We start from the raw sequence: 12,257 nt of genomic DNA on the forward strand, positions 1-12,257 counted from the left end.
GTCGCACCTCGGGCAGGTCAGCCGGGCAGGAGGTCCCGGGCCACGGACTCGGCGGCCGCGGTCGCCGTCGCCACGCACGCCGGCACCCCGACCCCGTGCAGCGCCGCCCCGGCCAGCCCGAGACCGGGCACGGCGGCGACCTCGCGCTCGGCCTCGGCGACCAGGTCCAGGTGGCCCGCGCCGTACTGCGGGAGCCCACCGCCCCAGCGCACCACGGCCGCATCCACCGGATCCGCGTGCACGCCGGTGAGTTCGGCCAGGTCGGCGCACACCCGCTCCAGCAGGTCGTCATCGTCCAACCTCAGGTCAGCGGCTTCACCGAACCGGCCGACCGAACCGCGCACGAGTTGCTCGCCGTTCTCCCCGCGCAGGTGCGGCCACTTGGTGCCGGACAGCGTGAAGGCCTTGGCGGTGAACGGCGTCGAGTCGTCGTGCCGCTCCCCGCGGGCGATCAACGTTCCGGAGACCTCCGGCAACCCGACGTCGGCGGGCAGCGCCAGGGCCACCACCGCCATCGAGGCCAGCTCCACACCGCCGAGCAGCTCGGCGGCACCTTCGGCCGGGCCGCTGAGCAGCCGCGCGGCAGCGGGGGCCGGCACGGCCAGCAGCACGCCGTCCACGTCGAGCTGCTCGGGTTCGGGCGCGGCGCCGAACGACAACCGCCACCCCTCGCCGGTGCGCTGCAGCGCGCGCACCGGCGCACCGACCCGCAAGTCCGCATCGGCGGCCAGCAGCAACCGGTCCAGCAACTGCCGATACCCCCCGCGGAACGCGCCGAACACCGGAGGGCGGGCCGCGGGATCCGGAGCCGGTTCGGGCAGCGCGCGCCGCACCGCCTCGGTGACCGAGGACGCGCCGGCGTCCAGTTCGGCAGCCAGCGCAGGGATCGTCGCGCGCAGCCCGAGCGAGTCCGCGCTGCCCGCGTAGACCCCGCCCAGCAGCGGTTCCACCAGCCGGTCGACGACCTCGGCGCCGAGGCGCTCGCGCAGCAGCTCGCCGACCGCGACGTCGGCCCCGTCCAGGTCCAGCGGCGGCAGATCGGCTTCCGCGCGCACCGCCTGCGCGCCGCGCTCGGAGAGCACGCCGTCCACCTCGGCGGCCGAGGCGGGCACGCCCATGACGGTCCGCGCGGGGATCCGCCCGCTGCTCCCGCCGGCCCGGATCCGCGAGGACGCGCCGCTCGGGTGCACGATCTGGTCGCCGATACCGAGTTCGGCCGCCAGGTCCGGCACTTCGGGCCTGCGCGCGAGGAACGCTTCGGCGCCCACGTCGAAGCGGGTCCCGGCCAAGTCGATGGTGCGCAGCTTGCCGCCGAGCAGCTTGTGCTGCTCCAACAGGACGATCTCGGCGTCCGGGCCCAGCAGCTGCCGCAACCGGTACGCGGCGGTCAGCCCGGACACCCCACCGCCGACGACGGCCACCCGCTTCGGCATCACGCCTGCTTGCTGGTCTCGTGCACCAGCTCGACCACCCGGGTGAGCACCTCCGGGTCGGTGGCGGGCAGCACGCCGTGCCCGAGGTTGAACACGTGCGCACCGGCTGCCCGGCCTTCGCCCAGCACCCGCTGCACCTCGCGCTGCACCACGTCCCACCCGGCGAACAGCACCGCGGGGTCCAGGTTGCCCTGCACCACCGGCGGCCCCAGGTCCGGTTCGGCGCTCGTCAGCCGCTGCGCGGCCACGTCCAACGGCACCCGCCAGTCCACGCCGACGACATCGGCGCCCGCGGTGCGCATCGCGCCGAGCAGCTCACCGGCGCCTACCCCGAAGTGGATCCGCGGCACGTCGGAGAGCTCGGCCAGCCCGGCGAAGATCCGCTGGGTGTGCGGCAGGACGTACTCCCGGTAGTCACGCAGGGACAGCGCACCGGCCCAGGAGTCGAACAACTGCACGGCGTCCACGCCCGCCGCCAGCTGCACGCGCAGGAAGGTCAGCATCGTGTCCACGAGCCGGTCCATGAGCGCGTGCCAGCTCTGCGGATCGGAGTACATCAGGGCCTTGGTGTTCTCGTGGTTGCGGCTCGGACCGCCCTCCACCAGGTAGGAGGCCACGGTGAACGGCGCGCCGGCGAATCCGATCACCGGCGTCTGCGGCAGCTCGCGCAGCAGCAGTCCGATCGCCTCGCCGACCGGGCGCACCTGCTCGGGGTCCAGCGCGGGCAGGTTCGCCACGTCCGCGGCGCTGCGCACCGGGGAGGAGACGACCGGCCCGGTGCCCGGCACGATGTCCAACCCGATCCCGGCCGCGTACAGCGGCAGGACGATATCGCTGAACAGGATCGCGGCGTCCACGCCGTGCCTGCGCACCGGCTGCGCGGTGATCTCGCAGACCAGTTCCGGCTCCAGGCACGCCTGCAGCATCGGGGTGCCTTCCCGCGCCGCGCGGTACTCGGGCAGCGACCGGCCCGCCTGGCGCATGAACCACACCGGGGTGTGCTGCGGCACGCCGCCCCGGGCAGCGACCAGCAGGGGAGAATCGACCAGGTCCCGGCGGGCCGAGACGGGAGCGGAGTTCGTCATCGAGGTCGGTGTCCGTACGTCGTTGGGACTGGGTGCACCCGGTGCGCACGGGACCGATGTCCGGCTGCTGACCGGGTTCGCTGCCGCCATCCTCGCACGCTGGTCGGGGACCCCCGCCAGCCGCCGGGGAGCGCGTCCGGCGCGCCTCCGCGACCGCCCGAATCCCGCCGCCTACAGTCTTCCCACGTGACGGAGACTGCCACGTGACGGAGACATCGGCGGCACCCGAGCTCTTCCAGCAGGCTGTTGCCGCGCTCGCGGCGTCCCGCCCTCGGGCGGAGATCGAACTGACCGAGGTGCGCGCTCCCAAACGGCTGGCTCCCTGGGCGCACGCGCTCGCGGCCGAAGCCGAGGGCCCGGCGGGCGAACTGGCCACGGCGCGGCTCGTGCTGCTGCACGACCCGGAGGGGCAGGACACCTGGGCGGGCGTGCTCCGGCTGGTCGTGTACGTGCAGGCGGAGCTGGACCCGGAGCTGGCGGCTGATCCGCTGCTGCCCGGCGTGGGTTGGTCGTGGCTCACCGATGCGCTGGACGGGTCCGGCGGGTCGTGGAAGCTCCTCGGCGGGACCGTCACGCTGACCTCGTCGGCGCGCTTCGGCGATATCGCCGGCCCAGCGCGCAGCCATGACCTGGAGCTGCGGGCTTCGTGGACACCGGTCGGGACGGACCTGGCGCCGCACGCCGCGGCGTTCCACGAACTGGTCGCGGCCGCCGCGGGCCTGCCGCCGGAAGGGGTGGCGATGCTGGGGCACCGCGCCAGCGGCCGCGGGTGACCCCGGAGGCACTCTCCCCAGCACCGGCACTAGGGTGATACAGATCACCCATCGGCTCGCCCGCCACTCCCCCGGACGGCCACCGGCGTCCGGCGCATCCCCGGCGCGAGCACCTGGTCGGACCCGGCTGGACCGCCCGCAGCGCCCGAGTTGACCGGTTGCGCCGGCAAGGACATTCCGGCGCGCATTCAGGATTACGTCGGATCACCACGTTCCGGCGTTACAAAGATCGTCTATAGTCACCCAAAAGAGCGATGTAGTCATGTGCGAGTAACAACTCGATCGGGATCGATACCCGATTGATCGTCCCGCTGGACCGCTTGGGCGGTTACGCTGCCTCCGACGACACCACTTTCGGTCGATCAGTGGCGCGGCTGATTGGTCGAGAGTCCCGGTGCCGGTCGGGGGGCACGACCGACTCCAGGGAGGTAGTGACGTGGCTGCCGTCGGCTTAGGTCAGGCCGCTCGTACCACGCCGGCCGGCGCGTTGCCGGCCAACATGGTCCCGCACCCGCGGGAAGAACTGTTCACGGTGCTCGTGGTGGATGACCATCCGCTGCTCCGGGAGGCCATCGCCGCCCGGCTGCTGCAGATGGGCGCCGGCACGGTGCACGAGGCCGCTTCCATGGCCGAAGCCAGGGCCCGCGCCCTGGCGACCGGCCCGTGCGACCTCGCGATCCTCGATCTCGGACTGCCGGACGGAACCGGGATCGAGCTGGTAACCGAACTCCGGAGCCAGGGCTGGCCGCGGATCGTGGTGCTGGCTTCGTCGGACGACCCCTATGCGGTCCGGGCCGCCTTCCAAGCAGGTGCGCAGGCGTACCTGCTGAAGTCGGCCTCGCCCATGGTGGTCACCGACGGGGTGCGCCGCGTGCTGGACGGCGGGGTCTACGCGGATCCGAGCGTGGCACCGGTGCTCGCGGCGGGCACCAGGGTTCCGGGGACCGACAACACACCCCGGGAGCTGTCCGGGCGTGAAGTCGAAGTGCTGCAGCTGGTGGCTGACGGCCGGTCGAACAAAGAGATCGGCGAGGCCCTGAACCTGTCCGCGCTCACGGTGAAGAGCCACCTGTCGCGGATCGGCCGCAAGCTGGGCACCGGCGACCGCGCGCAGATGGTCGCGCTGGCCATGCGGGCCGGCGTGATCCGCTGAGCGGTCGCTGACAGCACCAGCACCGGAGTGGTCGGCCCGGCGGACTCGGGTGGAGCACACCACGGACGGACCGGAGGACGTATGGTCTGGTACCCGTGGAAGCTGCTCTCCCCGAATCCGTCGGTCCCGACCGCCCGGAGCCGGTGCTGTTGACCGAGCCCGCCGGCGGTGTCCCGCCGGTGATCGACGCCCCGCAGGCGCTGCGCGCCGCCGCGGACGAACTGGCCGGCGGGTCCGGCCCGGTCGCGGTGGATACCGAACGCGCTTCGGGCTACCGGTACTCGCAACGCGCGTACCTGGTCCAGGTGCGCCGGGAAGGCGTCGGGACCTTCCTGGTGGACCCGATCGCGCTCAACGGTGATCTGCAGCCACTGGTCTCCGCGCTGGACGGGACCGAGTGGGTGCTGCACGCGGCCTCGCAGGACCTGCCGTGCCTGGCCGAGCTGGGCCTGCGGCCCGAACGGCTCTTCGACACCGAACTGGCGGGGCGGCTCGCCGGGTTCGAGCGCGTCTCGCTGGGCACGCTCGTCGAGCGGATGCTGGGTTACCAGCTGGAGAAGGGGCACAGCGCCGCGGACTGGTCCAAGCGCCCGCTGCCGCAGGACTGGCTGGTCTACGCGGCGCTGGACGTGGAACTGCTGGTCGCGTTGCGCGCGGCGATGCACGACAACCTCGAACAGCAGGGCAAGCTCGCCTGGGCCCGCGAGGAGTTCGAGTCGGTGCGCACCGCCGAGCCACCGGCCGCGCGCAGCGAGCCCTGGCGCCGGACCTCCGGGATCCACCGGGTGCGCAGCCCGCGGCAGCTGGCCGCGGTCCGGGCGCTGTGGCAGACCCGGGACGCCTACGCGCAGGAACGCGACCTCGCGCCCGGACGCGTGCTGCCGGACTCCTCGATCGTGCAGGCCGCGCAGGCCAACGTGCAGGACGAGGCCGAACTGACCGCGCTGCCGGTGTTCGGCGGCAAGCAGCAGCGGCGCCGGGCCGCGATGTGGATGCAGGCGCTGCGGACGGCGCGGCGCCTGTCCGCCGAGGAGCTGCCTGCGGCGGCGGGCCCCAGCGACGGGCCACCGCCGACGAACCGCTGGGCCGACCGCGATCCGGACGCCGCGGCACGGCTGTCGGCCGCGCGCACCGCGCTGGCCACCATCGCCGAGCACAACGCCCTGCCGGTGGAGAACCTGCTGCTGCCGGACCTGTTGCGCCGGGTGTGCTGGGCGCCGCCCGCGGACACGAGCATCGAGGGGGTGTCGGCGGTGCTGCGCGACCGGGGCGCCCGCGAGTGGCAGATCGGGCTGACCGCCGATGCGCTGAGCTCCGCGCTGCAGACCGCGGCCGGGGACTGAGCACGGTCCGCGACCGCGGGGTCGCGGACCGCACCGGGTCGCGGGCACTCCTCGGCCGCAGCTGATCGACATGGGCCAGGCGTGTGGTTACCGGTGGGTAATGAGCGCTAGAGTGGGGTTACCGGCCGGTAGGAGAGCCTTCGCGGCGCCGTCCTGCGCAGGCCGCGCACAGTCACCAAGCCAGTGAGGAGCACGCCGTGGCCGCACCTGCGTCGGCACCCGCCGACAGCCGCAGCCGCCCAGCGGTTCGGGACGTGGTCTTCGTCGACGGCGTACGCACGCCGTTCGGCAAGGCCGGATCGAAGGGACAGTACGCCGAGACGCGCGCGGACGACCTGGTCGTCAAGGTCATCCGCGAGCTCCTGCGGCGGCACCCGGAACTGCCCCCGGAGCGCATCGACGAAGTCGCCATCGCCGCCACGACCCAGATCGGTGATCAGGGTCTGACCATCGGCCGCAGCGCCGCGCTGCTGGCCGGGCTGCCGAAGTCGGTGCCGGGCTTCGCCATCGACCGGATGTGCGCCGGCGCCATGACCGCCGTGACCAGCGTGGCCAGCGGCGTCGCCTTCGGCGCCTACGACGTGGCCATCGCGGGCGGCGTCGAGCACATGGGCAACCACCCGATGGGCGAGGGCGTCGACCCGAACCCGCGCTTCGTGTCGGACAAGCTCGTCGACACCTCAGCGCTGATCATGGGATCCACCGCGGAGAACCTGCACGACCGGTTCCCCACGCTGACCAAGGACCGCACCGACGCCTACGCGGCGCTGAGCCAGCAGCGCTACGAGGCCGCCGCGGCCGCGGGCCGGATCTCCCCGGACCTGGTGCCGGTCTCCACCCGTTCGCAGGAGAACGGCTGGGGTCTGGCCAGCACCGACGAACCGCCGCGACCGGGCACCACCGCCGACGACCTCGCCGGGCTCAAGACCCCGTTCCGCCCGCACGGCCGGGTCACCCCGGGCAATGCCGCCGGGCTCAACGACGGCGCCACCGGCTGCCTGGTCGCCGACGCGGACACCGCGGAGCGGCTCGGCCTGCCGATCGGCATGCGCATGGTCGGCTACTCGTTCGCCGGCGTCGAGCCGGAGGTCATGGGCGTGGGCCCGGTTCCGGCCACGGAGAAGGCCCTCGAACGCGCCGGCCTGAGCATCGACGACATCGGCCTGTTCGAGATCAACGAGGCGTTCGCCGTGCAGGTGCTCGCGTTCCTGGAGCACTTCGGCATCTCCGACGACGACCCGCGGGTCAACCCGTGGGGCGGCGCGATCGCGTGCGGCCACCCGCTGGCTTCCTCCGGCGTGCGGCTGATGACGCAGCTGTCCCGCCACTTCGCCGAGAACCCCCACGTCCGGTACGGCATCACGACGATGTGCATCGGCTTCGGCATGGGCGGCACGGTCATCTGGGAGAACCCGAACTACCAGGCAGGAGACGCGCAGTGACGACTGAGAACGCGGCGCTGTTCCCGGACGAAGTGGTGACCGAGGCGTTCACCCGCGTCGTCGACGTCCCCGGGCTGTCCGGCAAGCTGGCGCTGATCACCATTGACAACGGCCACGACCACACCCGGCCGTCCACGTTCGGCCCCGGCGGGCTGGCCAGCCTCGATGCCGCGCTGGACGCGGCCTTCGCCGCCGAACCGGCCGCCATCGCGGTCACCGGCAAGCCGTTCGTGTTCGCCGTCGGCGCCGACCTGTCCGGCGTCGGGCAGGTGCGCGAGCGCGAAACCGCCTGGCACATCGCCAAAACCGGCCACGACGTGTTCCGCAGGCTGACCGACTCGACGATCCCCACCTTCGCCTTCGTCAACGGCGCGGCCATGGGCGGCGGTCTCGAACTCGCGCTGTCCTGCCACTACCGCACGGTGTCCGAATCGGCCGGGGCGATCGCCTTCCCGGAGTGCTTCCTGGGCCTGTTCCCCGGTTGGGGCGGCACCCAGCTGCTGCCGAACCTGATCGGCCCGGACGCGGCCGTGACGGTGATCATCGAGAACGCCCTGGCGCAGAACAAGATGCTCAACCCGAAGAAGGGCCGGGACCTGGGCATCTTCGACGAGCTGCTGGAAAGCGCCGACTTCCTGGAGGAATCGGTCCGCTGGACCACCCGCGTGGTCAACGGCGAGCAGACCGTCTCCCGCCCGGACATCGACCGCGGTACCGGCTGGGACGAGGCGGTGGCCCGCGCCGAGTCCATCGTGCAGGCCCGGACCAAGGGCGCCTCGCCCGCGGTGAACAAGGCCGTCGAGCTGATCGACATGGCGCGCGGCAACGACCTCGACGCCGGCTACTCCGCCGAGACCGAAGCGCTGACCAACGCGCTGATGTCCGATGAGCTGCGCGCCGGGCTCTACTCCTTCGACCTGACCCAGAAGCGGGCCAAGAAGCCCGCGGGCGCGCCGGACAAGTCGCTGGCCCGCGACGTGAACAAGGTCGGCGTGGTCGGTGCCGGGCTCATGGCCGGACAGCTCGCGCTGCTGTTCGTGCGCCGCCTGGAGGTGCCGGTGGTGATCACCGACGTCGACCAGGCCCGCATCGACAAGGGCGTGGCCTACATCCACGGCGAGATCGACAAGCTCGCCGGCAAGGGCAGGCTGTCCCCGGACGCGGTGAACCGGCTCAAGGCGCTGGTCACCGGCTCGCTGGACAAGAAGGCGTTCGCCGACGCCGACTTCGTCATCGAGGCCGTGTTCGAGGAGATGTCGATCAAGCAGCAGGTGTTCGGCGAGCTGGAGGAGCACGTCTCCCCGGAGGCCGTCCTGGCCAGCAACACCTCCTCGCTGTCGATCACCGAGATGGGCGCCAAGCTCAAGCACCCCGAGCGGGTCGTGGGCTTCCACTTCTTCAACCCGGTGGCGGTGCTGCCGCTGCTGGAGGTCGTGCGGGGCAACGGCACCGACGACGCTTCGGTGGCCACCGCGTTCAAGGTGGCCAAGAAGCTGAAGAAGTCCAGCGTGCTCGTCTCCGATGCCCCGGCGTTCGTGGTCAACCGGCTGCTGACCCGGTTCATGGGCGAGATCATCGCCGCGGTCGACGAGGGCACGCCGTTCGACGTCGCCGACGGTGCGCTGGAGCCGCTCGGCCTGCCGATGAGCCCGATGGAGCTGCTGGAGCTCGTCGGACCCGCGGTGGCCCAGCACGTCAACGGCACCATGCACGCCGCCTACCCGGACCGGTTCGGCATCAGCGACAACCTGCAGCGCTTCGTCGAAGCCGGCAAGACCGCGGTGTGGGTCACCGACGAATCCGGGAAGAAGGTCGTGGATCCCGAGGTCGCCGCCATGTGGCAGCAGGGCTCCAGCGTCTCCACCGCCGAACAGGTGCGCGAGCGGGCGCTGCGCGCGCTGGCCGAGGAGGCGCGGATCATGCTCGACGAGGGCGTCGTGGCCGAGGCCCAGGACCTCGACCTGTGCATGCTGCTCGGCGCCGGCTGGCCGTTCTGGCTGGGCGGCATCACGCCGTACCTGGACCGCGCCGGCGTCTCCGAGCGGGTCAACGGCAAGCGGTTCCTGGACCGGGGCGTGGCCTCGCTGCCCGCCTGAGCGGATCGCACCGTCGAGCGGGGTCGGGAGCTACTCCCGGCCCCGCTCGTGCGTTCCGGCCCGCGCGATCGCGTCCTCGATCCGCTCGGCCAGCTCGATCGGCCCGCTCACCGCGCTGTCCAGCACGAGATCGACGCCGGTCAGCCCGGGCAGCTGCGCGGCCAGCCGGGTGGCGGCGTCCAGCAGCTCGCCCAATCCGAACCAATCCGCCGGTTCGCGCGCGCGGATGCGGTCGCGCAGCACCGCGGGCTCGGCGTGCAGCCGCACCAGCAGGAACGACTCGACACCGACCGCCCGTTGCAGCCGCACCCGCTGCACGTCGTCCTCGACCGTGGCCGTCACGAACAGCAGCTCGTATTCATCGGCGCGGTACGAGGCGCAGATCCCGGCGAGATCGGCCAGCACCCGCCGCGGATCCCGCGGCGGGTAACAGCGCTCCAACTCGTCCACCTCGACCAGCGCGTTCGCGACCCCGGCCTCGCCGAGCCGGTCGTGTACCGCGTTGGCAGCGGTGCTCTTTCCCGCACCCGGCGGCCCGGTGATCAGTACGGCCAGCACAGCACCACCGTAGCCGTGCCGTTGCCGCGGTACCGATCCTCAACGTCCGGTCGAGAACGACAGATCACTGGCGGTCAGCCTTTCCGGAGCGAGCCGGACGAGCCGTGTTTCGGCCTCCGGTTCGCTCAGCGAGTCGATGCGGAATCGCACGTCCCAGACCGTCTCGTCCGGACCGAGGTAGCGGATCAGCTTGCGGCGGGCACGTTCCGGATCGAACGCCACCACGTCGGCCCTACCGCGGGCCGTGACCTGGCGAACCTCACCGGTCTCCAGATCGCACACGTCGACCACGAGCGCCACCCGCGGGTCCTCGGCCAAGAGCCTCGGCAACCGAGCATAGGCACCGGTGATCCACCAGAAAGCGCCCTCTTCCCAGAGGAACCAGACCGGCCGCACCGACGGGCACGCTGCCGCTACCCGGGCAACCAACGGCCGCGCTAGGAACGCCTCGACGTCGAAAGCGTGCTCGCCGACCACGTCCGCAGGCTACCCGTGCGGCGTCAGCTTCCCCCGGTGACCACTCCAGGGATGATCACGGCGCTCATGATGGCGGTGTTCACCGACCGCACCGCTTTCGCGACGGCGTGACCGGCGACCGACTCTTCGGAGACTTCCGCGATCCGGCGTTTGAGGTCCTTCTTGCCGAGCTCGCCCTTCTCCTCATCGAGGACCCTGGCCACCAGGTCGATCCCCTGGAGGATCGACAGGAGCACCCCGTCCGCGGGCTGCGGCGTCCCGCCGGCCAGGACCGCGCGCAACCGCTCGCGCAACGCCCGCTCGGGCTCGGCATCGACGGTGGGGTACTTCTCCGGGACGAAGCCGAGCGCCCGCTTCTCCTCGACCCGGATCATGCCGGCCTCGGTCAGTGAGCGGACGACGTCCTGCTCGGGGTTCAGCTTCCGGTCGGCGACGAGGGAGGACAGCTTGGTGCCGTCCCTCTCCCGCAGCCGATCCAGCGCCGCCGCCAGGACGGGGTGCTCCGCGTGCGCATCGGGGACCGCGGAAAGCCGCGGATCCTCGTCGTCGCTGACCGCGACCTGCTCGGCGAGCACGAGGTCGCTGACCACGGCACCGGCCAACCCGTAGCCGTTCTGCGCCAGGGCACTCTCCGGCTTGCCGTCGTCCCGCCGAAGCAGCAGGAACAGTTCCTCGGTGATGAGCATCGCGCTGATCCTAGTCCAGCGCATCGGCCTTTTCCGGCGTTTCCGAGAAGCCGTCCGCGGTGCGGGCCGCGGTCAAGGCGCGGCGGGCAGATCGACCACCACGGCAAGACCGCCGCCGGGCACCGGTTCGGCGCGGGTGCGCCCGCCGTGCGCGAGAGCGGCCGCGCGCACGATGGACAGTCCGAGCCCGGTACCCGCGCGGGCGGTGCGCTGCACGCCGTCCCGGCGGAACGGTTCGAACAGCTCCTCGGCGCTGCGCTGGTCCACCGGTTCGCCGGACGAGGCCACGCGCAGCGAGCTCCACTGCGCACCGCTGGTGGTGGACACCGCGATCCACCCGCCGTCCACGTTGTGCTGCACCGCGTTCTCCAGCAGGTTGCCCGCGATGCGCTCCAGCAGAGCGGGATCACCCGCGGCGAACGCGGCACCTCCGCTGCGGCTGATCCGCAGCCCGCGCCCGGTGGCCTGCGCTTCGACGAGCCGGACGGCGCGGGTGAGCAGCTCGGCCAGGTCCACCGGTTTGCGCACCGGAAGGGCCGTCGCCTCGGTGCGGGCCAACACGAGCAGGGCTTCGACCAGGTGCTCGGCCTTCTCCGCCGCCTCGCGCACGACTCCGGCCATCCGGCGCAGCTCGTCGGCATCGGCGTCCGGATCGGCCAGCGTCACGTCCAGTTCGGTGCGGATCACCGACAGCGGGGTGCGCAGCTCGTGGCTGGCGTTGGCCACGAACCGGCGCTGCGCGTCGAAGGCGCCCTGCAGCCGGTCCAGCATCCGGTCGAAGGTGTCGGCCAGTTCGGCGACCTCGTCGCGTGGTCCGGTCAGCGCGATGCGCTCGTCGAGCGATTCGGCGGACAGCCGGCGCGCCGAGTCGGTGACCTCCTGCAGCGGGCGCAGCACTCGGCCGGTGACGGTCCAGGACAGCAGGGCGGTAGCCCCGACCACCGCCACGAACGCGAATCCGCCCGCGGTCAGCACCCGGCGGCGGGCGTCCTCCTGCAGCGCCGCGGCGAGGTGCTCGGCCGGCACCTCGACGCCCTGCACCCGCACCGGTGTTCCCGCGGGCAGCCGCGGCACGGCGGCCACCACATCACCGACCAGCACCCAGGCCAGCCAGAGCAGCAGGGCGCTGACCAGCGCGGCGAGCAGGGTGGCGAGCAGAGTCATGCGCAACCGCAGGCCCGGTCCGCGCCGGGCGATGGCTCCGGGGCCCA

At 72.5% G+C, this 12,257-nt stretch carries 11 protein-coding genes; 5 read left to right on the plus strand and 6 right to left on the minus strand.

Features of this window, described 5'->3' with window-relative positions; translation table 11 throughout:
• Positions 1–17 precede the first annotated feature (17 nt).
• Positions 18–1,433: a protoporphyrinogen oxidase gene (hemG, locus tag IQ251_RS01095; protein WP_193926483.1), complete on the minus strand. Its 1,416-nt coding sequence runs from the start codon at positions 1,431–1,433 to the stop codon at positions 18–20.
• On the minus strand, positions 1,433–2,518 hold the full coding sequence (gene hemE / locus IQ251_RS01100) for a uroporphyrinogen decarboxylase (RefSeq protein WP_193926484.1): 1,086 nt from the start codon (positions 2,516–2,518) through the stop codon (positions 1,433–1,435). Before hemE ends, hemG begins: the two co-directional genes overlap by 1 nt.
• A 203-nt stretch (positions 2,519–2,721) precedes the next feature.
• Here hemE and IQ251_RS01105 point away from each other — a divergent pair, with 203 nt between their 5' ends.
• The 5 genes from IQ251_RS01105 (at position 2,722) to IQ251_RS01125 (ending at position 9,325) form a co-directional block, all read left to right on the plus strand.
• Positions 2,722–3,291 carry a DUF3000 domain-containing protein gene (locus IQ251_RS01105; RefSeq protein WP_193926485.1) on the plus strand — a complete coding sequence of 190 codons (570 nt, stop codon included), beginning with the start codon at positions 2,722–2,724 and terminating at the stop codon, positions 3,289–3,291.
• A gap of 436 nt (positions 3,292–3,727) precedes the next feature.
• The gene (locus IQ251_RS01110) at positions 3,728–4,444 is read left to right on the plus strand and encodes a response regulator (RefSeq protein ID WP_093264979.1); all 717 of its coding nucleotides are present in this window, start codon (positions 3,728–3,730) and stop codon (positions 4,442–4,444) included.
• Positions 4,445–4,539: 95 nt separating this feature from the next.
• On the plus strand, positions 4,540–5,787 hold the full coding sequence (locus tag IQ251_RS01115; RefSeq protein WP_193926486.1) for a ribonuclease D: 1,248 nt from the start codon (positions 4,540–4,542) through the stop codon (positions 5,785–5,787).
• Between the two features lie 197 nt (positions 5,788–5,984).
• Positions 5,985–7,229: a thiolase family protein gene (locus IQ251_RS01120; protein ID WP_193926487.1), complete on the plus strand. Its 1,245-nt coding sequence runs from the start codon at positions 5,985–5,987 to the stop codon at positions 7,227–7,229.
• Entirely contained in the window at positions 7,226–9,325 is a 2,100-nt protein-coding gene (locus IQ251_RS01125; protein ID WP_193926488.1) for a 3-hydroxyacyl-CoA dehydrogenase NAD-binding domain-containing protein, read from the plus strand. Before IQ251_RS01120 ends, IQ251_RS01125 begins: the two co-directional genes overlap by 4 nt.
• Before the next feature lie 30 nt (positions 9,326–9,355).
• On the opposite strand, the gene IQ251_RS01130 is transcribed toward IQ251_RS01125, so the two are convergent.
• The 4 genes from IQ251_RS01130 to IQ251_RS01145 all read right to left on the minus strand — a co-directional run bounded on the left by IQ251_RS01130 (position 9,356) and on the right by IQ251_RS01145 (position 12,210).
• Positions 9,356–9,883 carry an AAA family ATPase gene (locus IQ251_RS01130; protein ID WP_193926489.1) on the minus strand — a complete coding sequence of 176 codons (528 nt, stop codon included), beginning with the start codon at positions 9,881–9,883 and terminating at the stop codon, positions 9,356–9,358.
• A gap of 39 nt (positions 9,884–9,922) precedes the next feature.
• Positions 9,923–10,360: a pyridoxamine 5'-phosphate oxidase family protein gene (locus IQ251_RS01135; protein WP_193926490.1), complete on the minus strand. Its 438-nt coding sequence runs from the start codon at positions 10,358–10,360 to the stop codon at positions 9,923–9,925.
• 23 nt (positions 10,361–10,383) lie between these two features.
• Entirely contained in the window at positions 10,384–11,046 is a 663-nt protein-coding gene (locus IQ251_RS01140; RefSeq protein ID WP_193926491.1) for a GOLPH3/VPS74 family protein, read from the minus strand.
• 72 nt (positions 11,047–11,118) lie between these two features.
• Positions 11,119–12,210, minus strand: coding sequence for a sensor histidine kinase (locus tag IQ251_RS01145; RefSeq protein WP_193926492.1), 1,092 nt, complete (start codon positions 12,208–12,210; stop codon positions 11,119–11,121).
• Positions 12,211–12,257: the final 47 nt, after the last annotated feature.

The sequence above is a fragment of the Saccharopolyspora montiporae genome (assembly GCF_015209505.1).
GTDB lineage: Bacteria > Actinomycetota > Actinomycetes > Mycobacteriales > Pseudonocardiaceae > Saccharopolyspora > Saccharopolyspora montiporae.

What these genes read in the sequence shown, in the direction of transcription:
- hemG (WP_193926483.1), bottom strand. Translation starts at nt 1,433, where the DNA reads ATGCCGAAGCGGGTGGCCGTCGTCGGCGGTGGGGTGTCCGGGCTGACC.
- hemE (WP_193926484.1), bottom strand. Translation starts at nt 2,518, where the DNA reads ATGACGAACTCCGCTCCCGTCTCGGCCCGCCGGGACCTGGTCGATTCT.
- IQ251_RS01140 (WP_193926491.1), bottom strand. Translation starts at nt 11,046, where the DNA reads ATGCTCATCACCGAGGAACTGTTCCTGCTGCTTCGGCGGGACGACGGC.
- IQ251_RS01145 (WP_193926492.1), bottom strand. Translation starts at nt 12,210, where the DNA reads ATGACTCTGCTCGCCACCCTGCTCGCCGCGCTGGTCAGCGCCCTGCTG.